The organism is Mesorhizobium waimense (assembly GCF_003601975.1).
GTDB classification, from domain to species: Bacteria; Pseudomonadota; Alphaproteobacteria; order Rhizobiales; family Rhizobiaceae; genus Mesorhizobium; species Mesorhizobium waimense.
Window position 1 is genome coordinate 243456 of the sequence record NZ_QZWZ01000006.1, and the last position, 26024, is coordinate 269479.

A 26024-nucleotide genomic window follows, 5' to 3' on the forward strand; every position below is an offset into this window, starting at 1 on the left:
GCCCAGTAAAAATCGTGCGGCTTTGACCTGGATCATGGCGGGCACGCGGCGGCTCGGCAAGTAATGCACCGCGGATTTGGCGTCCACGGGAATTCGAGATCGGGACTTGCGATGAAATTCGGCACAGAGATCGTCCTTTTGAGCCTGTTTGCTTTTGCCGCCCTTGTGGCCGCCGGCTTCGGCGTGGATGAAACTTTTCGCCAGCACATGTGGGTTTTGTTCTTCACCGTGGCTGGCTTCACCGTGATCCTGATGCGCAACACGGAGTTCAAGCCCGCCGCTCCGATCGACCCCACGGCCTACATGGACGGTCCGGTCCGCTATGGCGCCATCGCCACCATGTTTTGGGGTGTCGTCGGCATGCTGGTCGGCGTGGTCATCGCGCTGCAGCTCGCCTATCCGGACCTCAACATCCCACCATGGTTCAACTTCGGCCGCTTGCGGCCACTGCACACATCCGGCGTCGTTTTCGCCTTCGGCGGCAACGCGCTCCTGTGCACATCGCTCTATGTCGTGCAACGCACCTGCCGCGCGCGCCTGTTTGGCGGCAGTCTCGCCTGGTTCGTGTTCTGGGGCTATCAGCTGTTCATCGTCATGGCCGCGACCGGCTACCTGCTCGGTATCACCGAGAGCCGCGAATACGCCGAACCCGAATGGTATGTGGACCTTTGGCTCACCATCGTCTGGGTCGCCTACCTCCTGCTCTTCCTCGGCACCATCCTGAAGCGCAAGGAACCGCACATCTACGTCGCCAACTGGTTCTACCTGTCCTTCATCGTGACCATCGCGATGCTGCATGTGGTCAACAATCTTTCGATGCCTGCATCGTTCCTGGGATCGAAAAGCTATTCCGCGTTTTCCGGTGTCCAGGACGCGCTGACGCAATGGTGGTACGGCCATAACGCCGTCGGCTTCTTCCTCACGGCCGGCTTTCTTGGCATGATGTATTACTTCGTGCCCAAGCAGGCGAACCGTCCGGTCTTTTCCTACCGGCTGTCGATTATCCATTTCTGGGCGATCATCTTTCTCTACATCTGGGCCGGCCCGCATCACCTGCACTACACCGCCTTGCCCGACTGGGCGCAGACGCTCGGCATGGCGTTTTCGATCATGCTGTGGATGCCGTCGTGGGGCGGGATGATCAACGGCGTGATGACGCTGTCGGGCGCCTGGGACAAGCTCCGCACCGATCCGATCATCCGCATGATGGTGATGGCCGTCGCCTTCTACGGCATGTCGACCTTCGAAGGCCCGATGATGTCGATCAAGGCCGTCAACTCGCTATCACACTATACGGACTGGACGATCGGCCATGTCCATTCCGGAGCGCTCGGTTGGGTGGGCATGATCTCGTTCGGTGCGATCTATTACATGGTGCCGAAGCTGTGGAACCGCGATCGACTGTATTCGCTGCGGCTCGTTACCTGGCACTTCTGGCTGGCGACGCTCGGGATCGTGGTCTACGCCGCCGTCATGTGGGTCTCCGGCATCATGCAGGGCCTGATGTGGCGCGAATACGACGAGCAGGGCTTCCTGGTCTACTCTTTCGCCGAAACCGTCGCCGCCATGCATCCCTACTATGTCATGCGTGCCATCGGCGGTGCGATGTATCTGTCCGGTGCCCTGATCATGGCATGGAATGTCGCCATGACCATTCGCGGTTACCAGCGCAAAGAACAGCCATTGCCGGGTTCCGTGCCCGCCCTCCAGCCCGCCGAATAAGGAGCCACAAATGGGCTTGATGGATAAACACGCGATCATCGAGAAGAACGCCACGCTTCTTCTCGTTGGCTCTCTGCTTGTGGTAACGGTCGGCGGCATCGTTGAGATCGCTCCGCTCTTCTATCTCGACAACACGATCGAGAAGGTCGAAGGCATGCGGCCTTACTCGCCGCTCGAGCTCGCCGGACGCAACATCTATGTGCGCGAGGGCTGCTACCTCTGTCACAGCCAGATGATCAGGCCGTTCCGCGACGAAGTCGAGCGCTACGGCCACTACAGCTTGGCGGCCGAGTCGATGTACGATCATCCGTTCCAGTGGGGATCGAAGCGCACCGGCCCGGATCTCGCGCGCGTCGGCGACCGCTACTCCAACGAATGGCACGTCCAGCATCTCAGCGCGCCACGCTCGGTGGTGCCGGAATCGATCATGCCGAGCTACGCGTTCTTGAAGGACGCGCAGATCGACGTGAAGGACTTCTCGACGCATCTGGTTGCGAATGCGCGCGTTGGCGTCCCCTACTCCGATGACATGATCACCAGCGCCAACGCCGATGTGATGGCACAGGCCGACCCGAGTGCCGACACGTCCGGCCTGGAGAAACGTTATCCGAAGGCCAAGCTTGGCGACTTCGACGGCAACCCCCAACAGGTCACCGAAATGGATGCCCTCGTCGCTTACCTGCAGATGCTCGGCACGCTGGTTGATTTCAAGACCTATGACGAAGCCGCCGGCTACCGCTGAGGAGAATGTCGATGGATTACAATTTGATGCGGGAGTTTGCCGACAGTTGGGGCCTGCTCGCCATGGCGCTGTTCTTCATTGGCTGCATTGCCTTTGCGCTCCGACCCGGCAGCCGCAGGCAGGCCGATGAAGCCGCCCGGGTTCCTCTCGAGGAGGATTGATGATGAGCAACGAGCACGTCGACGAAATCTCAGGGATCGCGACGACCGGCCATGAGTGGGACGGCATCAAGGAACTCAACAACCCACTTCCGCGCTGGTGGGTGATCACCTTCTACGTCACCATCGCCTGGGCAGCCGCCTATACGATTGCCTACCCCGCCTGGCCGATGCTCAGCTCCGCCACCAAGGGCGTTCTGGGCTTTTCCAGCCGAAACGACGTCAAGAAAGAACTTGCTGCTGCCGAAGCAGCCAAAGGCAATTACGTCGCAGCCATCGAGCAGAACACCGTATCCGAAATTGTTGCCAACGATGCACTGCGCGAATTCGCCGTCGCAGCCGGTGGCGCCGCCTTCAAGGTCAATTGTGTGCAGTGCCACGGCTCCGGCGCGCAAGGTTCCGCGGGCTTTCCCAACCTCAACGACGACGACTGGCTGTGGGGCGGCAAGGCGGAGCAGATTCAGGAAACGATCATGCATGGCATTCGCTTTGCGTCCGACCTGGATACACGCGTTTCGGAAATGCCCGCTTTCGGCGACATCATAACGCCCGAGCAGATCACTCAGGTCAGCGCCTATGTCGCCAGCCTATCGGGGGCTGTCAAAGACGCGAGCCTGGTCGAGCCCGGCGCCAGGGTCTTCGCCGAGAACTGCGTTGCCTGTCATGGCGACAAGGCACAAGGCAACAGGGAGCTCGGCGCGCCCAATCTGACCGATGCAATCTGGCTCTACGGATCCGGCGAGACCGCCATCGCCGCCCAGGTTCGCGCACCGAAGCATGGCGTCATGCCGGCATGGGCCGGGCGCCTCGGCCAGACCGCAGTCAAGGAACTCACAGTCTATGTCCATTCGCTTGGCGGCGGAGAATAGGATCGGAAGCCTATTCTCGGCCCTCCCCGCCAAGCGACGAGGCCCGGCGCGCCGGGCCTCGACACATTCGGGCGTGCGGCGATTGTTCTGATTAATGGGGCGCTCCGTGTCGATGCGGCAAAACATGCTTAGCTCAGCATCTTGGACGTTACCCAAAGCAGACGAGTGCGGTTGCACGCCAATACCATCGGCGGCGCGCGAGGAGATGCCCGTGCTAGAGAAAACGCAGGTAGCACCCCACGCAGCCGAACAGGTCAACTCCGCCAAGACGCGGCAGCCGCTTTATGCCGCGCGCAAGAAGATCTTCCCGAAGCGGGCCTCCGGCCGCTTTCGCCAGTTCAAATGGCTTGTGATGGCGATTACGCTGGGCATCTATTACCTCACGCCCTGGCTGCGGTGGGACCGCGGGCCATTCGCCCCCGATCAGGCCGTGCTGCTCGATCTCGCCAATCGCCGATTCTACTTCTTCTTCGTCGAGATCTGGCCTCAGGAATTCTACTATGTCGCCGGCCTTCTGATGATGGCCGGAATCGGTCTCTTCCTGATCACGTCGACTGTTGGCCGGGCCTGGTGCGGCTATACCTGCCCACAGACCGTCTGGGTCGACCTCTTCCTGGTGGTGGAGCGCGCGATCGAAGGCGATCGCAACGCCCGTATGAAGCTTGACGCCGGGCCATGGACGATGCGCAAGCTGGTGCTGCGTCCAACGAAGCACGCCATCTGGCTGGTCATTGCGGCAGCCACCGGCGGCTCCTGGATCTTCTATTTCGCCGATGCGCCGACACTGGCCGGTGAGGTTTTCCGGGGCATCGCCGCGCCGGTCGCCTATGTCACCATCGCGGTGCTGACAGCGACCACCTACACGATCGGCGGACTGATGCGCGAGCAGGTTTGCACCTATATGTGCCCGTGGCCCCGCATCCAGGCAGCCATGCTCGACGAGAACTCGCTTACCGTTACCTACAATGACTGGCGCGGCGAGCCTCGCTCGCGCCATACCAAGAAGGCGCTGGCGGCCGGTCAGCCGGTCGGCGACTGTGTCGACTGCAATGCCTGTGTCGCCGTCTGCCCGATGGGGATCGACATTCGCGACGGCCAGCAGCTCGAATGCATCACCTGTGCGCTTTGCATCGACGCTTGCGACGGCGTCATGGAAAAACTTGGCAGGGAGCGCGGGCTGATCTCCTACGCCACGCTTTCCGACTACAACGCCAACATGGCGCTTGCGACTGCTGGCAGCACCACTCCCGTGAACCCGGCGCTCATCAGGACCGCCAACGGCACTTTCTCGGATGGCCTGGCACACTTCCACCTTCGCAAGATCTTTCGGCTGCGCACCTTCATCTACCTTGGTGCATGGTCGGCGGTCGGACTGGCGCTGCTCATTTCGCTGCTCACGCGCGAGCGGCTCGAGCTGAACGTCCTGCATGATCGCAACCCGCAATTCGTCACGCTCTCCGACGGCTCTATCCGCAACGGCTACACCGTCAAGCTGCTGAACATGATCCCCGAGCCGAGGACTATCGTCGTCACCTTGCAAGGCTTTCCGGGCGCCGAGATGAGCGCGGTCGGCATCGAGCTTCCTCCCGCACGGTCGTTCGACACGCTGGTCGAGCCCGATCGGTTGAAGGTGCTCAAGGTTTTCGTGCGCCAGCCGGCGGGCCAGATCGAGGGAATCGCACAAAGTTTCAAGTTCCGGATCGAGGACAAGGCAGGCCTCGAGTCCGCCGAGTACACGGCCACGTTCAACGCACCGGAGATCGCCAGATGAGTGCCCGTTCGCAGAAATCCCGCGAGTTCACCGGCAGGCACATGCTGCTCACCATCCTCGGCTTCTTCGGGGTGGTGATCGGCGTCAACGTGACCATGGCAACGCTTGCCAGCACAAGCTGGACAGGCCTCGTCGTCGAAAACACCTATGTGGCCAGCCAGCAGTTCAATCGAAAGGCGGAGGAAGGTCGCATCCAAGCGGCGCTTGGCTGGATCGGCAAGCTGACGATCGCATGGGGCGAGGTCCGCTACGGCCTAAGCGATGCCGCCGGCAAGCCTCTTCCCCTGCACGCTGTGAAGGTTCTGTTTCGTCACCCGGCCTACGAGGCAGAGGACAAGGCCGTCATTCTGGCCTCTGCCGCGGGCCAGGAATTTGCCGCGCAGCACACGCCGAAAGATGGCGTCTGGATCGTCGAAATCGATGCCGATGCCGGCCTCGCCGAACCCTATCGCGACGTTCGTCGCATCATGATTTCCAAAGGGGCTATCCAATGAGCTGCTGTGCACCGGGTGCCGAAATGGCATTGGACCTGGGCAGTGTGACATCCATCCTGCCCTCGAGTCAGGAAATCAAATTGGCAAGCCGCTCCCTCGGCGGAGGGCTTCGCCAGACCGATCTGTCGGTGCCAATGGTACATTGCGGCGCCTGCATACAGTCGATCGAGACGGCGATCGCCAAGCTCGACCATGTCGATGCTGCTCGCGTCAACCTGTCGACGAAACGGGTTTCGATCCGCTGGCATGGAGAAGAGGTCCCGCCATTCGTAGCCACGCTTGGCCGGCTTGGCTACCAGGCGCATTTGTTCGATCCCGAGGTCGAAGAGAAGGACAAGACGCTCTCTGAACTGATCCGCGCCGTCGCGGTCGGTGGCTTTGCGGCGGGCAACATCATGCTGCTTTCCGTTTCGGTCTGGTCCGGTGCCGAAGGTGCCACGCGCGACCTGTTCCATTGGGTCTCGGCGCTGATTGCCATCCCTGCCTTGGCCTTTGCCGGGGGCATCTACTTCCGCTCGGCCTGGAACGCGCTTCGCCATGGCCGGATGAACATGGACGTCCCGATCGCGGTCGGTGTGTCGCTCGCCTATGCCATGAGCCTCTACGAGACAATCAACCATGGCGACCATGCCTATTTCGACGCTTCTGTCTCACTGCTGTTCTTCCTCCTGATCGGCCGCACGCTGGAGCACGTGATGCGCGAGCGGGCCCGGACCGCGGTCAAAGGCCTGTCGCGGCTGGCCTCGCGCGGGGCCATGGTGCTGGGCGACGACGGCACGCGCGACTACCTGCCGGTCTGCGAGATCGAACCCGGCATGAAAATGCTGATCGCGGCCGGCGAAAGGATTCCGGTTGACGGCGCCATCATCCACGGGACATCGGATCTCGACTGCTCGCTGGTTTCCGGCGAGAGCACGCCAAGCACTGTGGCTCCGGGCGGCGTGGTGCAGGCCGGAACGCTCAATCTTACCGGTCCACTGATGATCGAGGCGACCGCTGCCGCGAAGGATTCCTTCCTGGCGGAAATGGTTCGCCTGATGGAAGCCGCCGAAGGTGGTCGCGCGCATTACCGCCGCATCGCCGACCGTGTCTCCGCGCTGTACGCCCCGGTGGTCCATCTGACGGCGTTCGTGACCTTCATCGGCTGGATGCTGGCCTCCGGCGACTGGCACCGGGCGATCACGATTGCCATCGCCGTTCTCATCATCACTTGCCCATGCGCCCTCGGGCTCGCAGTGCCGATCGTGCAGGTCGTTGCGGCGCGGCGTCTGTTCGAGAACGGCGTGATGGTCAAGGACGGATCGGCGATGGAACGCCTGGCGACGATCGACGCGGCCGTGTTCGACAAGACCGGCACGTTGACACTCGGCCAGCCGCGGCTCGTCAATGCATCGTCCATCGATCCAACGATGCTGGCGATCGCAGCCGACATGGCCGCGCATTCCCGCCATCCGTTTTCAAGGGCGATGGCCGGCTTTGCGGGGTTTTCCGGCCAGCCCAAGCTCGAATCCGTCAGCGAATATCCGGGCTTCGGGATCGAAGCCAGCGCCACTGGAAACACTTGGCGTCTTGGCCTGCGCGGATGGGCTGGATGGAAAGCCCGAACCGGCGGCGAAGGCAAATTAGGCGGGTTCGGCGCGACGGTCCTCTCGAAGAATGGGATCATCACCGCATCCTTTGCTTTCGAGGATGCGCTGCGCCCCGATGCCAGCGCAGCCGTTAAGCAACTGAAAGATACCGGCCTGTCGGTGGAAATGCTGTCGGGCGATACGGCAAGGGCCTGCGGCGAGGTGGCCGAAATATTGGGTGTCGATCGTTTCGTTCCCGCGATGCTTCCCTCCGGCAAGGTCGAACGGATCGAGACGCTGGCGAAAGGCGGACATAAGGTTCTGATGGTCGGCGACGGGCTTAACGATACGCCTGCGCTGGGCGCGGCGCATGTCTCGATTGCTCCGGCGACCGCCGCCGACATTGGCCGCAACGCGGCGGATTTTGTCTTCTTGCGCGATAGCCTTCTGGCAGTACCCCTCGCGCTGGATATCTCCAGGAAGGCAGGTCGGCTGATCCGCCAGAACATCGCCATAGCGATCGTCTACAACACCGTCGCGGTGCCGATCGCCATTCTCGGCCATGTCACGCCGCTGATCGCGGCGGTCGCGATGTCCGCCTCGTCGCTCCTGGTCATCGGAAATGCGTTGCGCTTGCGAGGATTTGCGTCGAACGCTCCGGCCAGAATTGCTCCGCACAACAGACGCTCCCGCATCGGCGAATGGGCACGAATGTCATGACGACGCTCGTCTACCTCATACCCGTGGCTCTGTTCCTCGGCGCGCTTGGGCTCTCTGGCTTTCTCTGGGCTCTGAGGAGTGGCCAATACGAGGATCTTGATGGAGCTGCCGAGCGGATTCTCATCGAACGGGACGACAAGCCGGAACGCTGATCGATGGCCACAGCTATCGGCATCATCGCCCGCTCGGATGTCGTGACGCATCGCGCTTGATCATCTTGGGCCGCCAGTCGAACAGCCGAGGCCGCCAGACCAGCCTCTCGCGCGCTCACCAACACGTCCGCACCCGGCTACTTCAAACCGTGCCTTGGCTTCTGCCGACCAGCGTCGCCGCGGACGCTGCGGGCCTGCCGCCGGACGGTTCGGAACCGTCGCGGGCCGCCTTAGCTGAGGCCCAGGATAAAGCGCCGATTGGGTGAATGGATCGGCCGCGCATTCGACGGGTAGAGTGACGTAAATCGCTTGATATCTGCAGCACCGACCTGGACCGGTTCCATCGTCACCATCCAGTCGCCGTTTTCGGTGCAGGGCGGCGTCGTCAATGATCCCTCATAGGTCCAGTAGCCAAACGAGGCCGGCAGAAGCCCGTTGGGATCGACCTCGTCGACCGCGATCTCCTCGCCTAGCCGCATGGGAAAAGCTTCGGCAAGGCCGGCAAAGCCGGCATTTGTCGCGCCTGGTGTCAGAAAGACGCCCAGCACACCCAGAGTATCGCGGTCTGTGTCTTTATGGACGAAATGCACTTCCATCGGGAAACTTTTGCCCGCCACGTGGTGTTCGCTCGGTGTATGGAAATGGAACTGTATCAGTTCGTAGACCCGATCCCCGCGGATCAGCGTGCTGCCTTCCGGCATGTTGATTTGAATGGCGTTGACCGTTGTTCACCATCTTGCCGCCGCCCTTGTGCCAACCAATGGCGATGTGCGGAATATCCGCCTTGACCGCGCTGTCGATATCGATCGGTGATTGCTGCGTGCCCGCCGAGCAGACGAAATTTTTTTTATCCAGATCGGCCCAGTACTCGGGTCCGACCGGGCCAGCATATCCCCAATGGGTGCTCGCCGCATCCGCGGCCTGAGCGCAAATCGGGCATGCGCCGAGTGCAACCACCCCTTTGATCAGACTACGACGATCCATATTGCTTTCGCACCTTGGTGCGAACTGGTGTTTTCTAATTGAGGCTGCGAGGTTTGCGAGTTTGACACATGCTTCAGCGACCCAGAACTGGGCTATCGTGATTGTCGTGAGCGCTGGCGACGATAAGTTTGTCCCGGACCTTTTTACAATGATCCATTAAGGCGTTCACCTCGGCGATCACGCGATCCGGCGTGATATCGAACTTGCAACGGACTTTAACTGGACAGTGGCACACTTTGTCCAGACCACATCCGCGACATTCGATGGCACTCATAAGCATGCTGACCAGGGGACCTTGGAAACCCCAAATTTCCGGTAGGTGTGACGCAGTGAAAATGCCGACAGTAGGGCGGCCAAGCTGGGCAGCGACATGCCCAGTGCCTGAATTGTTTGACACGACGAGCGCGGCCGAATTCATGAGATGATTGAATTCCAATTCTGACAAGTCGACAGCCATCCGAATGTCGGCGACTCCAAGATCGCGAGCTATTTTCGCGACCTTATTAAGCGCTTCCAGGCTTTCGCCGCGGCCAACGAGGACCACCTCACTACGGGTTGAAAGAACAGCGACAAGTTTGCCAAAATTTTCGATCGGCCAATCTCGCAGGCTGGAATTCGAGAACGGAGCCACGACGATCGGAGACTTGCCTGTTGCAGAACTCTGTCGGTGACCCGCCTCGCTTTCGCCGTTGAAATAGGCCTCCGCCTTTGCGACCAGAAAGAAGAGGATCTCTGTCACATGCTGGAGACGCGCCTGCTTACGGTCAGTGAACCAATCAAGCCATCTGCGAGGGATTTTATTGGCAATCCCTGTGCTTTGGGCGAGTTTGTAGAAGATGGTTCTGCGCAATTTCAGATTGAATGGAGCGATCGCAATGTCGACCTGATGCATGCGGTGCGGATCAACTATCGCCGCACGATGCCTAGCGGGGACCTCAAGCAAGATCGGCCTCGTTTCATCCGGAACACGCATATCGATGGCAAGATCAAACTCGCCGGTCAGCAGTGGCCTTATGTCGGCCGCTTGTTTGCGCGTCTTGCTCAGGGTTGGGCTGCGAGGAAAAAAGTCAAAAGCAATGTAATCGTCGGCGAGGTCGAAGTGTTTCGCTGTATCGATATTCCAACTTCCGACGACGAGCGTAATGTCGGCATTCGCAAAACGCCGACGCAGGTCCTTCAGGGGCCCTAGCGACATCCAAAAGTCGCCGACATAATCAAGCTTTAGGATCAATATTCTCATCTTTGCGCTTGAGCGTTCCGGTTCTTCCCAGCTGCGGTATATGATTTGATCGCTGTCGCGCTTTGTAAAATATCCCATAGACGCCTCTAAGATAACATAGATAGTTCTGATTGCCGCCGCTTATGCGGCGCGGTTCTTGATCAGGGCGATTATTTCGTTGGTGAGTTGATCTCCCATCGTGTTCCTTTCCAGCTTGCGTTTTGACGTGGACGAGGCTCAATCCCCGAGCCGCGCCGCGTCAAAATTGCCCCTCATCAAGCTTGTGCGACTGACCACGCCCAATGCTTATGGAAACCGGATGAGTTCCGCTCTAGGCGTAAGTCGCTGGCACTCGATTTTGCGCCAACACATCGAGGATCTGCTGTGTGAAAAATGTGTTGGGACGGTCGTCAAACGTCAGATAAATCTGCATGCAACACTCCGGAAGAGTGGTAAAATTGATTGTTCGCATGGGAAGCATCCGCGTTATGGATAGGTAGAGCTATGCATTTCAAGGACTTGATCTGAATCGGGGCGCCGCCATGTGATCGGGTGCAGGGCGGGGCGATGCCTGGCGCATGGCTCGGCCTCCGTCGATGACGCGCGGCCGCCGTTGTCGGCTGCCTAGGCTTGTGCCGCGCCGCAACCGCGCTTTGGTTCACGAGACCGGAATGAGGGGATAGTCAATCGACCTTTCTTTCATTTGTGAAAGGAAGCTCAGATGATAGAATTCCATCAGGTCATATATTTTCCGGCAGATAGATGTCGAACGGCAGAAATGTCTGCCCCGGCGTCTCCGCGGTGCCGGTCTCGATGGCCCGGACCACCAACGTCATCAGCTCCTGGCAAAGCCGGCTAAGTGGCGTGGCGACCGCCATCGTGATGATGTTATCTGCGAGCGCCGCCCGTGACTCCGGCGTGATTTCATTCACGATCGCCACGAGATCCTGACCTTTGCCCTCCTCCCGGAGTGCGGAGATGGCGCCCTCCATGCCCCCGCCGGCCAGATAGAAGCCGGCGAGTTCAGGTTCCCTCTGCATGAGATCCAGCGTTGCCTCGTAGGTGATCTGCCGTTTCTCGAGGTTCATGAACGGATCGAGCACCTCGAATGTCGGCGCGTTCTCACGGAAATAGGAGCGAAAGCCAATATCGCGGATCTCGTGCCCCTGGAAACGATGGCTGCCGACAAACACCGCCACCTTACCGGGCCGTTTTGCGACCTTGGAAAACATCCAAGCGGCCGTCCGCCCGACCTTGCGGTTGTTGAGGCCGATATAGCCCTGGCGCACGCCGGCGGCGAAATCGGAAAGCAGTGAGAAAACCGGAATGCCTTTTGCCTTGAGCTCCTCGACCGCAGCCGTAATCTTCGGGTGGTCCGGCGCCACCATGGCGATGGCGTGGCAGCGTGCGCCCAAATCCTTGAGGAGCGCGACCAGATCGCCCGGCACATGTGACGGCGCGAATTCGATGAGCGGAATACCATGGAAGGACTGGGCCGTGCTGACCGAGGCTTCGAGCTCGCGCGCGAGGTCTTGGTAGAATTGCTGGGCGGGTTTTCTCAAGATGAAGCCCAGCCGATAGTGCGGCAAGTCCCGCTGCAGGCGCTGCTTGATGAGACCGGCAGCATGATAGCCGATGGCGCGGGCGGCCTCGTGGACCCGCCGCGCGGTTTCCTCTCGCACGGGATGGCGGGCGTTCAGAACCCGATCGACTGTTGCGACGCTGACCCCGGCTTCGCGGGCAAGATCGGCAATTGTGGGACGCTTGGCCATGGTCCAATTCTGATTGGTTTTCAGCCGTTGGCTCTCTATCGTTCAGCGCGCCTCGGCGACGATCACGGGCGGCAAAATGAAGGCGTGCGCATGCTCCGTGATCGACAACAGGACTGCAAGCGTAGCCGGGCGCGTATCAACATACGATTCGTTTGCTTGTGGCACTCATAATTTTGCGCTCACCGCATTAGCGCTCTGATTCCATGAGCTCGCGAAGCGCTGTTGGGAGCCTGCGGTTCGATGTTTATTTCTTGTGACGAGTGCGACGACCTAACAGGTCGATGGGCGTTTGATCGGTTGGCCGGTTTAATGTCTCGACAATCTGGTGACCGCAGAAGGCGGCTTGCAACTGCACTTGGTCCAATTCGCCTTCCCAGCGGGCCACGACGAGCGATGCCACTGCGTTACCGACCAAATTCGTGAGCGCCCGGCATTCGGACATGAAGCGGTCGACGCCAAGGATCAGAGCCATGCCGGCAACGGGAACGCTCGGCACTACGGAGAGCGTAGCGGCCAGCGTGATGAAGCCCGCGCCGGTAACACCTGCAGCACCCTTCGAGGAGAGCATCGCGACGAGCAGTAGGAGGACCTGATCGCCGATCGAGAGATCCGTGTTCGTCGCCTGCGCGATGAAAAGGGCCGCAAGCGTCATGTAGATGTTGGTGCCGTCCAGATTGAAGGAATATCCGGCCGGGATGACCAGACCAACCACCGAGCGCTTGGCGCCAGCCTTTTCCATCTTTTCAATGAGTGAGGGCAGCGCGGCCTCCGAGGAGGATGTTCCCAGGACAAGCAGCAGCTCTTCCTTGATGTAGCGGATGAGAGAAAAGATCGAAAAGCCGTTGTAACGGCAGACCGCGCCGAGAACCCCGAACACGAAGAGGAAGGCGGTGAAATAGAACGTCCCGACCAGCATCGCCAGGTTCACGACTGAACCAACGCCATATTTGCCGACCGTGAAGGCCATGGCGCCGAAAGCGCCGATCGGCGCAGCCTTCATCAGAATGCCGACCAGCTTGAAGACGGGCGCGATGAGCGCCTGGAAAAAGCAAGTGACCGGCGTGCCCGTCTCTCCGGCCATCGCCAGAGCAATGCCGAACAGAACCGAGAAGAACAGGACCTGCAGGATGTCGCCGTCCGTGAAGGCACCGACGATCGTTGACGGGATGATGTTCATCAGGAAGTCGGTCACGGACTGCTCGTGGGCCTTTGCGGTATAGGTATTCACGGCCTGGACATCGAGCGAGGCCGGATCGATGTTGAGGCCGGCGCCAGGCTGAACGACATTGGCGACGATAAGGCCGACGATCAATGCGAGCGTCGAAAAGGTGAGGAAATAGACCATCGCCTTGCCGGCAACGCGGCCGACCTGCTGGAGATCGTTCATGCCGGCGATGCCGGTCGCAATTGTCAGGAAGATGACAGGGGCGATGATCATCTTGACGAGCTTGATGAAGGCATCGCCGAGCGGCTTCAGGCTCTCGCCGAGTTCTGGATAGAAATGGCCAATTGCGACGCCGAGGATGATGGCAGCAAGCACCTGCGCGTAAAGCCGGGCATAGAAGGGTTTGCGGGGCGCGGGACTCGCGCTGCGGACTTGTGGGGCTGACATTGTTTCTCTCCCTGACCGCTTGGGGCGGGCTGTTCATGCCCTTCTCAGGCTTCTCCCATCGCGGCGCCGGTCGAACGCTGCTGCCATCTCGCCGCAAGTGCCGTGCCAAATGGAAGACCTGTGTCCCGACGTCTTCTCCCGAGCTTTGGTCACGTCGCGCAAGCGGCCTTGTGCGGATATTCCGGACTGGCTGCCTTTACCCCTAGCGGTATCTCGCACGAAGATTCGCCAACGCGGTTTTGTCGTCTTTGCGACGAGCCGCATCGTTGGTACCAGAAAAAGGCGTATTCCTTACGCGACCGTGTCCTTGCCGCGCTCGCGCTGCAATCGACAGTTTGAAATAGGCCGTCGAGAAGCAGATACCGCTGGTCCCGACCCGCGACGGTGCGGTTCAGACGAGGCTTCGCAGCCGTCGCGCTGCCAAGGACGCCGCGCTCGACGACTTCGCGCCGTCGCACGCGAAACCGCCTGCTCTATCATCTGCGTCAACAATGACGGAGGGGATGGCGGTTGCCGCAAGCAACGCCAGCGAGCCCACCAGTCTCGTCGGCAGCGATAACCTGTTCCGCCATTACTTCAATAGGCGTATGCGCTCGGCCGTCAGCGCGGGCCGGGGACCCGCGGAGGCGCTGGGCAGACATTGCCGTTCCCCTTCCATCTGCTGAGAAATTCCTGCTGGAATTCTATCATAGACGGCGGGTTTCCTTTCACAAATGAAAGAGAGTTCGATTGACTCTCTCCCTCATTCCGGTCTCGTGAAACAATGGGCGGTTGTGGTGCGGCAGAAGCCAGACAGCCGAGAACGGCGGGCGCGCGTCATGGAAGGAAGGTCAAGCCGTGCGCCCGACGTGACGTCAGGCCGTTTCTCGCGCTTGACCGTGACCAGAGCCTGATCGGCCGCGACGTACAATCCATCCGATCGATGACAGCCCGACCGACCTCACGGCGGTCGGCGCCCTGACCAAGGTGTTAAGGTGATGCAAAACTGCAAAGTGTTCTTGCGTCCCTTTTGCAAGTGACGAGACTATTAGAAGCTCTGCCGTCCAACGGACCAGCACCGGATTTAGGTTGCGTCAAACTAAACACAAATGAGAACCCTTCCATTGCCGGCACGCATAATGAAAAGTGCGGTTGCAGCCCTCGAACGCCAATATCTGTATCCAGAAGACGGAAACATCAGCTTGAGGGAGGCAGCCTCCAATGCCTACGGCGTCTCCAAGGATCAGGTGATCGCCGGTAAGGGATCGTCTGAACTGCTCGGGCTCGCGCAAATATCGCGTGCGTGGGACCTTCCTCTCCTGTTGGCAGAATTACCGATGCCTCACGCGCCGGTCGAGAGCACAACCCTGGTGCGGACGATAAAAGCGCCATTTCTTGGATACTCCGCATGGTCGTCATTGGGCGTTCTGAAGCAGATGCGTATTCGCTCGCCGCACCTGCTTACGAACGATGGCTCAGGAGTTTTAAATTCCTTCACGACCTTAATGCCATCGCGACTCCACCAAACTTTCGGCTGACCTTCGATGCAGCAATCGGGAGTGAATTGTGCGTAGTAGGATCCGGCAGCGTCTGTGCGAAAGACTCTGCTTGATCAGTTGGAAGAGGCAGGTGCCAGCTACCTTCTTTGTCAACTGGCATTTGGGAATCTGCCGCTAGATGCTTCCCTATACACCGCAATGACGGTTCAATCCGAAATTATGGCTCGAGTTGGCTGACCATGAATTCGCTGTCCGATTGGTCGCTCCCGGTATTAGCTTCTAACTGGGTTGCGCGAGCTTGCAGGTTGACGAAACGCCGGTTTCGCGGCGAAAGCGGAACGGATTTGACATAGCGCAAAGACACAGGAGAGCCGCAGCCGTAAGAATGACAGTTATCGGTATAGGACGGTAAACTGTTGCGGACCTCGATCCTGACAAAATATCACAAGGACCGCCTGCCTTGGTACACCATCTATCCGACTGTGCCGGAGTTCTCCGAGGCGGTCGGTGCCGAGTCATATAAGGAATGGCTGAGGGACCTGCCGGCCGAGGAATCGGTGTCACTCTATCTCCACATTCCGTTCTGCCGATCGTTGTGCTGGTATTGCGGCTTCCCTACCACCATCACCCGGCAGGATGCCCCGATCCTCAAGTATCTCGCGGTGCTGCGTGACGAGATCCGGTTGGTCTCGGAGCAAGTGCCGCAACCGCTGCCCGTGAGCGACGTGCATTTCGGCGGTGGAACGCCGACCCTCATTGGGCCAGCGGAGTTCTTGGCCATGATGGAACTCCTGGGCCGCGGTTTCGCGTTGAGGAAAACGGCTACGGTCGCCGTCGAGATCGACCCACGAACGTTCACGGCCGAGATGGCCGAAGCCTTAGGAGCAGCCGGCGTGAACCGCGCGAGCCTCGGCGTACAGACCTTCGATCCCATTGTTCAAAAAGAGATCAACCGGGTCCAGAGTGAGGCGCAAACGGCCGCTGCCGTCGAAATGCTGCGTCGACATGGAGTAAGCCGCATCAATTTCGACCTCATCTTGGGCCTCCCGCATCAGACGGTGCGGTCCTGCGTCGAGACCGCGACGGCGGCGATCGCCATGCGCCCCAGCCGGCTTGCGGTGTTCGGCTACGCGCACATTCCGTCCCTTATAAAGAATCAGCGCCTGATCGACGAGGCAGCGCTGCCGGACAGCGCTGCTCGCGCCGAACATGCTGCGGCCGTAGCCGAGACGCTGGTTGCCGCAGGCTACCGAGAGATCGGGCTCGATCATTTCGCCTTGCCGGACGACGAACTCGCGCTGGCACAAAAAACCGGTCGCCTGCGGCGTAACTCGCTGGGCTATTCGGCCGACACCTGCAAAACCCTGATCGGTTTCGGCGCGTCGGCTATCGGCCGTGTCGGCGAGGGGTACGTCCAGAACGAGGTTACACGGGATTCCTACACCCGGCACATCGCAGCTGGGCATCTGGCGACGTCAAAGGGCTACCGCCTCACCGACGAAGACCGCGTGCGAGCCGCAATCATCGAGCGGCTGATGAGCGATCTCGAGGCCGACGTGCCGGCAATCTGCGCCGCCCATAGATCTGATCCGAGCCGCTTTCTCGATTCAGCTGAACGCTTGGCGATGCTGGCCGAGGACGGGATAGTGGACATCGAAAAGGGTTTCATCCGCGTGCGGCAGGAGCATCGCTTTGTGATTCGCGCTGTTGCTGCCGCATTCGATGTCTTTCTCGACCGGGTTGCCCCGTAAGCCCAGCCAGGCAGCGTGAGGAAGGCCAAAGGGATGACCGCTCGCCGCTAAACGGCAATGCTCCGGTAAATCACAACAAAGCCTGGCAACATGGCGACGCCGGTCCTGGTGGAAGTGGCCGAATTCGGCGTCAAGATCAGGACGAATGCCTTGCTTCGCAACAAAACCATCGCGCTCGGCATCCATCTGGATGCGACGACATCGGGAAGGCCCACGCCTTTACCCGTCACATCGATGCCGGCGTCGTCTTGGTTAACTGCTTCGACCGCGCTGACAGACCTCGATCAGAGGTGGCTACAAGCAGACTGGGAACGGGCCGACAAATGCCTTGAAGCGCTGACACAATAGAGCGGAGCGCCTCTTCCCGCAAAGGGAATGCTACGTCAACAAGCATGGAATGTACGCTGGGAGTAAGCGCGCCAGTGGCTGCGAGGGGCCAGTCAGGCGGCACCGAGCTCAAAGAATTTCGCATAAGGACCATGTGCGAAGTGTGCCCGCAACTCATCAAAATTCCATACCGTTTCGTGCAACGGGCGCGTTTCTTGGCGCTCAAGGACGCCGCTACCAGGGAGCTGAAGCGCTGGAACGCCAAGGAAATCCAAGACAGTTGCCACGCAAGCGCCGGGATCGCGAAGAAGCCACTCATACTCGATTCCGAGCATGTTAGTTAACCCGAAGGCGTTCACGACCCGATCGTGGAAATCATCGGCAGCTTTGAAGTAGGCCTCACAGGCGGCGAGTGACAATGTCACGGGTGGCGGTGGAGCGGTATCCTTGTCCGAACTGAACTTAAGCCACTGGCGAGTTTGTCTTGCCTGCACTAGCGATCTCAGCGATTCCAATGTGTTTCTGCGAATTAAAAGGATGACCTTAAGGCCCTCCCAACGGGCCAGTTGAGCAAAAAAACCCGGACGCTCGTAAAACTGAGGTTCGTTGATCTTGCAGCCAACATGCGTCACCTTCTTGTCGCTTCGCGTCTGGTAGTGCAAGAAGGCCTGCTCCAGGAGTTCGCGATCGCTGCGTAGCAGGCGATCCTTATCGGGCCAATTCGTATCATACGTATTGAGCAGCTCACCGCTGCTTAACACATTCGGATGCTCGTTTAGCAATTCTTCCAGGTAGTGCGTGCCACTCCTTGGCATCGCCAGGATTGCAAATGGCTCTGGAGAAGTGCGGAAATGGGTCATTGAGTGCGTTTCCGATTAACATTTGTGACGGATCCAGCAAAGAATCCTGGCGCCGCCGGCTCTTCAAACTGGGGGGTGGCTTTGCTCCGTAGCGCTCAGCACCTGCTCCGATTCCATCTGGACCTTCTATGACAGGTGGCATCCTCGCTGGTGGTGTTGTGCGTCAGTTGCGCCGGCGCCTCGGCCTTCTATATCCGCTCGCGCCACTTCTTCCAATCCGAGCACGCTTACCTTCAGGCTGTAGCGATGCTGCATCCGTGTCTCCTTCTTTAAGTCGCAAGCAGCATCAACGCAGCAGACGTCGGCGAAGCAATGCAGACGACAAGAAGAATGCTACTACTGCGTAAATGCAAAGAGCGCCGATATGCACACCGACATCAACAACCGGGCGACCGAGCATTGCCGGACGAATGAGGTCGATCGAATGTGCCAGCGGCAAGAAGGGTGTTACCTGCTGAAAGGCGCCAGGCAGTTGGTTGATTGGGAAGACAGCGCCGGACAGGAACAGCATGGGCGTGAGGACGAGCGTCTGGTAAAACACGAAATAGTCGTAGCTCGGCGCAAGGGCGGTGACGACCATCGCCAAACTCGCAAAGGTTAGGCCAGTGAGGGCGATGACCGGCAGCGCATAGAGCACGGACGGCCAAGCCGCATAGCCCAGCATGGCGGCAACAATTGTAATTGCCGTACCGGCCAGGAAGGCCCTGGTGGCTGCCCACGCCAACTCACCGAGAACGATGTCGCCGAGGGTGAGCTGGGTGTACAAGATCGCTTCCCAAATGCGCCGGTCGCGCATGCGAGCGAAAGCCGCGTAAATTGTTTCGAAGGTCGAAGCGGTCATCGCGCTTGCCGCGATCATCCCGGCTGCCAGGAAAGCACTGTACGAGGTACCTTCAACGCGACCGACCATTATTCCGAGGCCAGAGCCGAGTCCGAAGAAGTAGATCATCGGATCGGCTAGGTTGCCGAGAATTGACGCAAGTGCCACCTTCTTCCATGCCAGATAATTGCGGCGCCACACGGCAAGCCAATTCCACGCGTTGGCGGGTAGAGCCGCCGCAAAACCTTCGTCCATCATTCACTTCTCCATCTCGCGCCCGGTCAGCCGCAAGAAAACGTCCTCCAGATTAGGGGGGCGCTGCAGAAGCCGCAGACCAGCGCGCTCGCGTAGCTGCACCCGCACCTGTTCCGGATCGGGCGCATAGCAATAGAGTGTTTCGCCGCTCATCTCGATGTGCTGAACGTATGGCCTGATCAGCGAACTCAACTCCCGCGGATTGCCACCGAAGATCTCGATCACATGGCACCCGATATGCTTATCGATCAGGGCGTGAGGGCTGCCCTCGGCGATATTGCGTCCATGCTCGAGTACGCACAACCGATCGCAAAGCCGCTCAGCCTCTTCCATGAAGTGGGTCGTTAAAATGATCGTCTTGCCGCGCGCCAGCAGGATACGCAGGCGCTCCCAGATCAGGTGGCGCGCGTGCGGGTCCAAGCCGGTGGTCGGCTCATCCATTACGAGCAGCTGCGGGTCGTTGATCAACGCACGTGCCAGCGTTAGGCGCCGCTTCATACCGCCGGATAGCTCGGCCACACGTGCATTCGCCTTGCTCTCAAGGCGGGCAAACTCGAGGAGCGATGGGATCACCGCTTCAAGCTCGCGAGCGCTCTTGCCAAAATAGCGTCCGAAGACCAGCAGGTTCTCACGCGCTGTAAACTCGAGATCAAGGTTGTCGAATTGAGGGACCACGCCGACGCGCATGCGGGCCAAGCGAGCGCGTGACGGCACAGGTTCACCAAGAACCGTGATCTTGCCCGCGTCTGGCGATATCATGCCGAGGACCATACGCGCGATCGTGCTTTTGCCCGCGCCATTCGGTCCCAGAAGGCCGAAGCACTCTCCCGGTGCAACGGTGAACGACAGCCCGTCGACAACGATTTTGTCGCCGTACGACTTCTTTACCCCGGTGAGTTCCATTGCAACTTTAGACATGCGCTTACGTCAGCCTTCGAAAAGCTATTCCGCCTGTGAGCTCCGCATGCTCGATGAGAAGCTCGGTTCGTCTGGGCTCAGAGCTTCTAGTCTTACTTGTCGCAGCAAATGCCGCCACACGTCGCCATCCCTGCAGAGCATTGCGAAGGATCGTCCCTGTAAGTTGACCCAGTAATTGCGAGACGTGCTGTAGTCTTTGATACAGCAATCGTGATTTGCACGATGAATTGCCTGTTTTTCCTGTTTTGCACAGTGACAATGTTGCGTGACAACCAATCACTATTGCTTAACGTACACAGCGCATAGATTTTCACCGGAATTATCAGAAAGATTTGGATGAATGTGTGAAGAGCAAAGCCGAAAAATCGCAATTCACGAGCACGTAACGCTGCCACGCTGCAGCGAATCAATGTCATCGATGCGATCACCAGGACCGTCCACCACGGCATTTGGCCCGTGAGTGCGAGCTGCGCGATCCCTGTTAGTACTGAAACGGCGAGCAATAGCGGGCATAGATTCTGTCCGACCACGTCTAACGTGAGGTAGCCATTGAGGCTGGGCAGGAGGGGCAGCCCTAGCAGCGTGTCTCGAAAAGTGCTCCGCGCCCAGCGGAGTTGTTGGCGCAAATACGGCACTAGCCTGTCCGGAACGACTGTTGCGGCGATGGCGTCCGAAACGTATTCGGTTTGAAAGCCTGCTTTCAACATGAGGATCGTTAGATGACGATCCTCACCGAAGTCGCTCGGCTTCCCTCGAAACAGTTGCGTCTCGTACTGATCCAACAGGGAAACGAGCGCGGAGCGGCGGTACATAGCACATGGGCCGCAGCAACACATAACCGCACCGAAGCGAGCCTGTGCGGCGCGTTCCGCGTTGCAAGCCAGCCAGTACTCCATATCGATCAATCGGGTCAACCAAGTGTCCATCCGGTTGCTGGCCGTCAACTGGCCCATGGCCGCCCCGATCACTGGATTTCGCATCTTTCGTGCAAGCTTGGTGATGACGTCGGATGCGATTGTCGTGTCCGAGTCGATGTTGAGCACCAAGTCTCCTGATGAGCTGCGTATCGCGGCAATCTGGGCCTTACGCTTTCCGACATTTTTGGGAAGAAGAATGAAGTTGAATCTCGGGTCGTGCGCATAGGTATCGTGTACAGGTACGACGGCGTCGCAATTTGCAGAACCATCATCAATCACATAAACTTGCAGTTTTCCGGCGTATTGTTGGCTTGCGATGGAAGCTAGGCATGCCGAGAGCGTGCGCGGGTCCTCGTTGTAGCAGGGGACGATGACATCTACGCTCGGCCAAGGGTCGGAGCCGACCAGTTCGTCCGATGCTGACGAACCGTTTTTCTGCAGGGCATAAACTGCCTGCAAGCCTTCATATGCGGCCGAGAACAGCGCATAAAAAGACACGACGAAGGTACTGGCTGGGGCTAGCAGTTCCATGGGATCTCATTGTTCAGTGAGGTTGTGGAAGGGAGCGAATTTTATATCCGCGGTCGTGTAACGCCGGAATCAAACGGGACAGCGCCGTTGTGGTCTGGTCACGCAGATGGGCGTAAGTGCCAAGTGTCAGCTCGTCGGGAGGGCACCCGTCGTGCAAGAGCACGATTGCGCCAGGCCGGACTGAAGTGAGCACTGTATCGACGATTGCATCGACGCCGGGGCGAGACCAGTCTCGTGGGTCAACCGACCAATGAAGGGGGGTCAGCTCAGCGATCTCCAAGGCAGTGATCACCTCTTCGCTCCAAGCCCCGTATGGCGCGCGAATGTAGCGCACCGAGGCCTGCGGGCACGCCATCATGATGGCCCGGTTCGCGTCAAATATCTCACGTTGTACTTCCTCGAATCCGCATCGGGACAGATCCGTATGGGTCATCGTGTGATTGCCTACCTCGTGCCCCTCTGCGATCATTCGTTGGATCAGTTCCGGCTGCTCTGCGGCGTAGGCACCGATGACGAAGAAAGTTGCCGGCACCCGATGTTGCGCCAGCACGTCGAGGATTTGCGGTGTGAAAAGTAGGTTGGCACCGTCATCAAACGTCAAATAAACGCTGCGATCGCTAACGCGGTCGGCGAACTCAAGCGGCACTTCGGACAGATAATTGGGGTTCATAGCTCTGGCCCGTTTCGGTCAATTATTGCACCCGTCGGCCAATCGCTCATCGGCCGCGTAACCGGTAAGACCACAACGAGCACGTCCTCGAGGCGCGTCGGCGGCAGGTCGGGATATACCTCTGCTTGGGTCGACCGTACGCGAACGCCCGACACAATGGTCGCCAGGTCGTCTCTGAAGAACCTCTCAATATGGTTTCGCAGCGCGTGCCGAACCGTGCCGAAAGCGAATGGAACGCCAAGCTCCTGCAGCACTGGATAGACGACTCGGAACGAAAGGCTGATTCCGAGTCCCTCAAGATCCGGACGCACCCCGTACAATCCGAGTTCGCCCACCAGTTGATCGACTTCGCCAACCTTAATGAAGCGGCGCAGTAAGCCCATATGAGCCGCTACACCGCGCGAGTCATAGCCGATTGCACGCAACTCGGGTCTTGCTCCGGCCCAACTTCGATTGCCTGCAAATGGCTTCCCATTGAAGGCCCCAGTCGGTCCATAAGTCTTTCGGAAGAAGTCGGCGAGTTCGATGTGGTCGGCCAGTTGCAACTCATTTTCCCAGCACAACCTCCATCGTAGCTGTGAGCGCATGGAAAGCCTCATCTTGGTTACGGTTTCTCGAGCTAAGCGCCTACGCAATTAGCTTGTCGCGCCGAGCCGCCGCGATGTAGCTTGCGTAGATCACCGACAAATCTGGTCGCAATGGACATGCGACGCGCTTGATGTTCCGCCCACATCAGAAGGTTTAGGGCTTCCATCCTTGGATTCCCTATGCAAGCTTCTGCAAAATCAGTAAAATCGTTTGTTTAGATAAAGCGCATACACGCTTTGGATGGCTGAAGACATGCGTTTCAAGGGTCTTGATCTGAATCTGCTCGTGGTGCTTGACGCGCTGCTGACCGAACGCAAGCTCACGGAGGCAGCACGCCGCATCAACCTAAGTCAGCCGGCGATGAGTGCGGCCGTCGCCCGGCTGCGCGATTATTTCCATGATGACCTATTTATCCTGAGCGGCCGCGTACGTATTTTGACACCGCGTGCGCAAGCGCTCGCCCCCGCAGTCCGTGACGCACTCCTGCAAATCCAGCGCTCGATTATTTCCCAGGACCCGTTTATCCCAGCTCAATCCGATCGGCGCTTCAGGATCATTCTTTCCGATTTCGTCACACTGGTATTTTTTGGGAAGGTCGTGGAGCGTGTTGCCCGGGAAGCACCCTCCGTCAGCTTCGAATTGCTGCATGTCGACGACGAGCCGGATGAGCTTCTCCGGCGCAGTGACATCGATTTTCTAATTCTTCCGGATTTGTACACGTCGAGCGCGCATTCAAGAGTGGCGTTGTTCGACGAGAGGCTCGTGTGCGTGGGCTGCCCTACGAACAAACAGCTACCACGGCAGCTTACACTCGAGAGATATTTGTCGATGAGGCACGTTGCGGTCAGGTTCGGGCGCGCGCTGCGGCCCTCTATCGACGAATGGTTTTTCCTTGAGCATGGTCTTAAGAGACGTGTCGAGGTCGCCGTGCAGGGCTTCAGCATGATCCCGCCCATGGTGTCAGGCACAGATCGTGTAGCGACCATGCCGTTACGGCTGGTCAAGCATTTCGAAAAAACCTTCCCCCTGCAGATCATTGAACTCCCGCTGCCGCTTCCCACATTCACCGAGACCGTCCAATGGCCCGCCTTTCACAACAGTGATCCGGCAAGCATCTGGATGCGGGAGACGATGGTGCAGGAGGCGTCCCGGATGGCTACTCCAACGTTCACGGGAGGTCGCAGAGTTCCTGGGTCTACTGAGCGTCTCACACCGACTCCCGGGTCATAGCCCATGTCGGATGAAACCGATGCTGGCGGCAAGTGCGCCCGCGAGGTCGTCCAGCGTCGAGTTTCCCCAGGAAGCCAATCATCTCCACCACGGTCGTCTCTGCCGTGGCCTGTCAGAGCGCCAGGCCAAGGCCTTCCTTTAACCAGAGCCACTTCAGCGAGATCCGGGCCTTCGTTCCGCGTGCGTACGCCCTTTTTCGCGTCCTGAATTATTCCAAGCATGTTCTGGCATTCCAGTTCAGTGCGGATGCCCGTTATGGCGCAAAATAGGCAAATGCCAAGAATATCGTATTTTATCGGGAGGAGAGAGTTCCGCTGGACGCGGGAAACCATGGCGTCAGCCATCTGATCCAAAAGGCCGGGAAGGAGAGAGGCAGAGAGTTCCGCTCGCTGGCGGACGGACGTCCTTCGCAGGACGATGGATGAGGCGAGTTCGCTGAGACACTCGTACCGATTGCAACATGCGATCAAGACGCTTGGTAGATTGTGCCGCCTCATTCTCCTAACCCATACTGGGAGAGCGAAACGCCGATCCCGGAGAGAAGCAAGGCCCTGCGAAAGACGTCAAAACGCCGGAGACACGGAAAAGCTCGATAGCGCTTGACCTCAACACGCCGAATAGAGAAGTGTCTCAGTCGTTGAAATTTGAAATCAGAGAATGGCGTTGGCCGGCGGCTTGATGTTATCCCAGCGCTCTGAGATCGCGACACAGGCCGCTTGCATGTTCTTATATCGGCTGACGCTGCCCGTAGGCGCTGGGTAAGCCTGGCCTGAGTACATATCGAGCGTGAGGCACAGTTTCGCTTCAGGCTCGGCGCCCACCTCAAGGGCCGTCTCTCTGAGATATGCCAGCAAGAAAGCAGACTGCCATGCGCCGATTTCGGGCTTTAACGCCTTGCCCTTCGAATAGCGGAAGACCGCCGCTCCGATTTTGATCTTATTGGTCTTGGTGATCCGGCGCAGCCGAAACTGAAGGTCGGTTCCAACCTTGACGCCGCCGATCTCGATTTTAGGGGACTGGCCCGGAGCCAGAATATCTGCGTCGGTCGGCAACTCGACCAGATGAACGACTTTGGCAAAGCGGTCGAGGTAGTCGGCATTGTGATCGAAGAGGTCCCGGTCGAAGTCCAAGTCAGCCATCCTGTCGCGGAGCTTCTTGGCTGCGACAGTAAGGTGTTCGATGGTGGGATTCTCAGACCGAAAAAATTTCGATATCGTCTGTGTCGCTTCGTCGTGCTGCACGACACGTGCAATGGCTTGGTACTTGCTGGCCGTGAGAATGTTGCGTTTCCCAAACTCGGTCGCTGCCATGTAGTCGGCCAAATACCGGGATGAGAATTGCGGAGTTTTAATCAGTCGGTGGGTCTTCTTTAGATCGGGCATCGATTCCAACCTCCGGGGTGAAAACATGGACGAGTTTTATTTCAGTGTAAATATTGATGCCAACAGAACGCTATGTCTTGCACCATTAACTGACCGCCGCCTTGCAATGGCTGGCCAAGAACTCGCGGATACCAGCGGGTATTTTCTATTTGAGCAACACGGCGAAGGCGATTTCGCGAAAGTTGAAATCCTGGCGCATGTCGTTTCTGAAGATGCTGTTTCTCGCCTGCGCAGCCAGTTCAACATGTCCTAGGCAGCGACGTAATTACTCACGCCCTTGTCAGGGGCAAGAATCCCTGAATCTATGGGGATATGGATCGCACTGATTTGCAGCGTCTGACGAAGGAAGAGTTGATCGATCTGGTGCTGCGGATACAGCGGCCAGAGAAGACATCGCGCACGTCGTCCAAGCCACCTTCGAGCGATCGCAAGGCGTGTCGGGACAGGGCAAAGCCTGGCGGCGCTAAGGCGGGTCATAAAGGTCACAGCCGCGCCATGAGTGAGGATGCCGATC

22 protein-coding genes and 5 pseudogenes are annotated in these 26024 nt (G+C 58.9%); 15 read left to right on the forward strand and 12 right to left on the reverse strand.

From position 1 onward, the window contains the following. Window positions 1-111 precede the first annotated feature (111 nt). The 8 genes from ccoN (at window position 112) to ccoS (ending at window position 8196) form a co-directional block, all read left to right on the forward strand. Window positions 112-1722 carry a cytochrome-c oxidase, cbb3-type subunit I gene (gene ccoN, locus D3227_RS10585; RefSeq protein ID WP_120014050.1) on the forward strand — a complete coding sequence of 537 codons (1611 nt, stop codon included), beginning with the start codon at window positions 112-114 and terminating at the stop codon, window positions 1720-1722. Between the two features lie 10 nt (window positions 1723-1732). Next, the gene (gene ccoO, locus D3227_RS10590; RefSeq protein ID WP_120014051.1) at window positions 1733-2464 is read left to right on the forward strand and encodes a cytochrome-c oxidase, cbb3-type subunit II; all 732 of its coding nucleotides are present in this window, start codon (window positions 1733-1735) and stop codon (window positions 2462-2464) included. An 11-nt stretch (window positions 2465-2475) separates the two neighbouring features. Beyond that, a complete protein-coding gene (locus tag D3227_RS10595; RefSeq protein WP_120014052.1) occupies window positions 2476-2625 on the forward strand; it encodes a cbb3-type cytochrome c oxidase subunit 3 in 150 nt (49 codons plus the stop codon). A 2-nt stretch (window positions 2626-2627) separates the two neighbouring features. Further along, complete coding sequence (ccoP, locus tag D3227_RS10600; protein ID WP_120014053.1) at window positions 2628-3491, forward strand: cytochrome-c oxidase, cbb3-type subunit III; 864 nt, start codon at window positions 2628-2630, stop codon at window positions 3489-3491. Between the two features lie 205 nt (window positions 3492-3696). After that, complete coding sequence (ccoG, locus tag D3227_RS10605; RefSeq protein WP_120014054.1) at window positions 3697-5262, forward strand: cytochrome c oxidase accessory protein CcoG; 1566 nt, start codon at window positions 3697-3699, stop codon at window positions 5260-5262. Continuing rightward, entirely contained in the window at window positions 5259-5756 is a 498-nt protein-coding gene (locus tag D3227_RS10610) for a FixH family protein (protein WP_120014055.1), read from the forward strand. Before ccoG ends, D3227_RS10610 begins: the two co-directional genes overlap by 4 nt. Then, window positions 5753-8044: a cation-translocating P-type ATPase gene (locus D3227_RS10615; protein WP_120014056.1), complete on the forward strand. Its 2292-nt coding sequence runs from the start codon at window positions 5753-5755 to the stop codon at window positions 8042-8044. Before D3227_RS10610 ends, D3227_RS10615 begins: the two co-directional genes overlap by 4 nt. Then, on the forward strand, window positions 8041-8196 hold the full coding sequence (ccoS, locus tag D3227_RS10620) for a cbb3-type cytochrome oxidase assembly protein CcoS (protein WP_095082106.1): 156 nt from the start codon (window positions 8041-8043) through the stop codon (window positions 8194-8196). Before D3227_RS10615 ends, ccoS begins: the two co-directional genes overlap by 4 nt. Before the next feature lie 230 nt (window positions 8197-8426). On the opposite strand, the pseudogene D3227_RS10625 reads toward ccoS, so the two are convergent. The 5 genes and pseudogenes from D3227_RS10625 to D3227_RS10645 all read right to left on the reverse strand — a co-directional run bounded on the left by D3227_RS10625 (window position 8427) and on the right by D3227_RS10645 (window position 13783). Next, window positions 8427-9180: pseudogene (locus D3227_RS10625) on the reverse strand (carbonic anhydrase). Window positions 9181-9253: 73 nt separating this feature from the next. Continuing rightward, on the reverse strand, window positions 9254-10498 hold the full coding sequence (locus D3227_RS10630; protein ID WP_120014057.1) for a glycosyltransferase family 9 protein: 1245 nt from the start codon (window positions 10496-10498) through the stop codon (window positions 9254-9256). Between the two features lie 238 nt (window positions 10499-10736). Then, window positions 10737-10880: pseudogene (locus D3227_RS10635) on the reverse strand (polysaccharide deacetylase family protein); the annotation flags it as partial. A gap of 259 nt (window positions 10881-11139) precedes the next feature. Then, window positions 11140-12171: a LacI family DNA-binding transcriptional regulator gene (locus tag D3227_RS10640; RefSeq protein ID WP_120014058.1), complete on the reverse strand. Its 1032-nt coding sequence runs from the start codon at window positions 12169-12171 to the stop codon at window positions 11140-11142. Window positions 12172-12415: 244 nt separating this feature from the next. Then, window positions 12416-13783 (reverse strand): dicarboxylate/amino acid:cation symporter, encoded by a 1368-nt coding sequence (locus D3227_RS10645; protein WP_120014059.1) that lies wholly within the window; start codon window positions 13781-13783, stop codon window positions 12416-12418. 985 nt (window positions 13784-14768) lie between these two features. Here D3227_RS10645 and D3227_RS10650 point away from each other — a divergent pair. The 4 genes and pseudogenes from D3227_RS10650 to D3227_RS10665 form a co-directional block, all read left to right on the forward strand. Then, window positions 14769-15048 (forward strand): annotated as a pseudogene (locus D3227_RS10650) (histidinol-phosphate aminotransferase); the annotation flags it as partial. Between the two features lie 2 nt (window positions 15049-15050). Then, a pseudogene (locus tag D3227_RS42625) lies at window positions 15051-15498 on the forward strand (LLM class flavin-dependent oxidoreductase); the annotation flags it as partial. A 179-nt stretch (window positions 15499-15677) separates the two neighbouring features. Next, window positions 15678-17012: an oxygen-independent coproporphyrinogen III oxidase gene (hemN, locus tag D3227_RS10660; RefSeq protein WP_120014060.1), complete on the forward strand. Its 1335-nt coding sequence runs from the start codon at window positions 15678-15680 to the stop codon at window positions 17010-17012. Window positions 17013-17102: 90 nt separating this feature from the next. Continuing rightward, window positions 17103-17360 (forward strand): hypothetical protein, encoded by a 258-nt coding sequence (locus D3227_RS10665; protein ID WP_120014061.1) that lies wholly within the window; start codon window positions 17103-17105, stop codon window positions 17358-17360. A 92-nt stretch (window positions 17361-17452) separates the two neighbouring features. Here the strand turns inward: D3227_RS10665 and D3227_RS10670 are convergent, their stop codons facing one another. From D3227_RS10670 to D3227_RS10695, 6 genes are all read right to left on the reverse strand, one after another. Beyond that, window positions 17453-18199: a sulfotransferase gene (locus D3227_RS10670; protein WP_120014062.1), complete on the reverse strand. Its 747-nt coding sequence runs from the start codon at window positions 18197-18199 to the stop codon at window positions 17453-17455. Between the two features lie 286 nt (window positions 18200-18485). Then, entirely contained in the window at window positions 18486-19274 is a 789-nt protein-coding gene (locus D3227_RS10675) for an ABC transporter permease (protein WP_120014093.1), read from the reverse strand. Window positions 19275-19277: 3 nt separating this feature from the next. Further along, entirely contained in the window at window positions 19278-20192 is a 915-nt protein-coding gene (nodI, locus tag D3227_RS10680; RefSeq protein ID WP_120014063.1) for a nodulation factor ABC transporter ATP-binding protein NodI, read from the reverse strand. A gap of 92 nt (window positions 20193-20284) precedes the next feature. Continuing rightward, window positions 20285-21640 (reverse strand): chitooligosaccharide synthase NodC, encoded by a 1356-nt coding sequence (gene nodC, locus D3227_RS10685; RefSeq protein ID WP_120014064.1) that lies wholly within the window; start codon window positions 21638-21640, stop codon window positions 20285-20287. Window positions 21641-21653: 13 nt separating this feature from the next. After that, window positions 21654-22310, reverse strand: a complete 657-nt coding sequence (gene nodB / locus D3227_RS10690) for a chitooligosaccharide deacetylase NodB (protein ID WP_120014065.1) — start codon at window positions 22308-22310, stop codon at window positions 21654-21656. Next, window positions 22307-22897 (reverse strand): NodA family N-acyltransferase, encoded by a 591-nt coding sequence (locus D3227_RS10695; RefSeq protein ID WP_120014094.1) that lies wholly within the window; start codon window positions 22895-22897, stop codon window positions 22307-22309. The genes nodB and D3227_RS10695 overlap by 4 nt, the downstream gene beginning before the upstream one ends. Before the next feature lie 253 nt (window positions 22898-23150). On the opposite strand from D3227_RS10695, the gene D3227_RS10700 reads away from it, so the two are divergent. Further along, entirely contained in the window at window positions 23151-24128 is a 978-nt protein-coding gene (locus D3227_RS10700) for a LysR family transcriptional regulator (protein WP_120014095.1), read from the forward strand. A 650-nt stretch (window positions 24129-24778) separates the two neighbouring features. Here D3227_RS10700 and D3227_RS10705 read toward each other — a convergent pair. After that, window positions 24779-25510: a hypothetical protein gene (locus D3227_RS10705; protein ID WP_120014066.1), complete on the reverse strand. Its 732-nt coding sequence runs from the start codon at window positions 25508-25510 to the stop codon at window positions 24779-24781. Window positions 25511-25535: 25 nt separating this feature from the next. On the opposite strand from D3227_RS10705, the gene D3227_RS10710 reads away from it, so the two are divergent. Together D3227_RS10710 and D3227_RS10715 are read left to right on the forward strand one after the other, a co-directional pair. Continuing rightward, a complete protein-coding gene (locus D3227_RS10710; protein WP_120014067.1) occupies window positions 25536-25763 on the forward strand; it encodes a hypothetical protein in 228 nt (75 codons plus the stop codon). A gap of 59 nt (window positions 25764-25822) precedes the next feature. After that, window positions 25823-26024, forward strand: a pseudogene (locus tag D3227_RS10715) (IS66 family transposase); the annotation flags it as partial.

Coding starts and splice junctions, on each gene's coding strand:
- ccoN (WP_120014050.1), top strand. CDS start 112: ATGAAATTCGGCACAGAGATCGTCCTTTTGAGCCTGTTTGCTTTTGCC.
- D3227_RS10645 (WP_120014059.1), bottom strand. CDS start 13,783: ATGTCAGCCCCACAAGTCCGCAGCGCGAGTCCCGCGCCCCGCAAACCC.
- nodB (WP_120014065.1), bottom strand. CDS start 22,310: ATGAACCCCAATTATCTGTCCGAAGTGCCGCTTGAGTTCGCCGACCGC.
- D3227_RS10710 (WP_120014067.1), top strand. CDS start 25,536: ATGGACGAGTTTTATTTCAGTGTAAATATTGATGCCAACAGAACGCTA.
- D3227_RS10595 (WP_120014052.1), top strand. CDS start 2,476: ATGGATTACAATTTGATGCGGGAGTTTGCCGACAGTTGGGGCCTGCTC.
- D3227_RS10700 (WP_120014095.1), top strand. CDS start 23,151: ATGCGTTTCAAGGGTCTTGATCTGAATCTGCTCGTGGTGCTTGACGCG.
- D3227_RS10665 (WP_120014061.1), top strand. CDS start 17,103: ATGGCGACGCCGGTCCTGGTGGAAGTGGCCGAATTCGGCGTCAAGATC.
- nodC (WP_120014064.1), bottom strand. CDS start 21,640: ATGGAACTGCTAGCCCCAGCCAGTACCTTCGTCGTGTCTTTTTATGCG.
- D3227_RS10610 (WP_120014055.1), top strand. CDS start 5,259: ATGAGTGCCCGTTCGCAGAAATCCCGCGAGTTCACCGGCAGGCACATG.
- nodI (WP_120014063.1), bottom strand. CDS start 20,192: ATGTCTAAAGTTGCAATGGAACTCACCGGGGTAAAGAAGTCGTACGGC.
- D3227_RS10670 (WP_120014062.1), bottom strand. CDS start 18,199: ATGACCCATTTCCGCACTTCTCCAGAGCCATTTGCAATCCTGGCGATG.
- D3227_RS10630 (WP_120014057.1), bottom strand. CDS start 10,498: ATGGGATATTTTACAAAGCGCGACAGCGATCAAATCATATACCGCAGC.
- D3227_RS10640 (WP_120014058.1), bottom strand. CDS start 12,171: ATGGCCAAGCGTCCCACAATTGCCGATCTTGCCCGCGAAGCCGGGGTC.
- D3227_RS10695 (WP_120014094.1), bottom strand. CDS start 22,897: ATGCGCTCACAGCTACGATGGAGGTTGTGCTGGGAAAATGAGTTGCAA.
- ccoG (WP_120014054.1), top strand. CDS start 3,697: ATGCCCGTGCTAGAGAAAACGCAGGTAGCACCCCACGCAGCCGAACAG.
- D3227_RS10615 (WP_120014056.1), top strand. CDS start 5,753: ATGAGCTGCTGTGCACCGGGTGCCGAAATGGCATTGGACCTGGGCAGT.
- D3227_RS10675 (WP_120014093.1), bottom strand. CDS start 19,274: ATGGACGAAGGTTTTGCGGCGGCTCTACCCGCCAACGCGTGGAATTGG.
- ccoO (WP_120014051.1), top strand. CDS start 1,733: ATGGGCTTGATGGATAAACACGCGATCATCGAGAAGAACGCCACGCTT.
- ccoP (WP_120014053.1), top strand. CDS start 2,628: ATGAGCAACGAGCACGTCGACGAAATCTCAGGGATCGCGACGACCGGC.
- ccoS (WP_095082106.1), top strand. CDS start 8,041: ATGACGACGCTCGTCTACCTCATACCCGTGGCTCTGTTCCTCGGCGCG.
- D3227_RS10705 (WP_120014066.1), bottom strand. CDS start 25,510: ATGCCCGATCTAAAGAAGACCCACCGACTGATTAAAACTCCGCAATTC.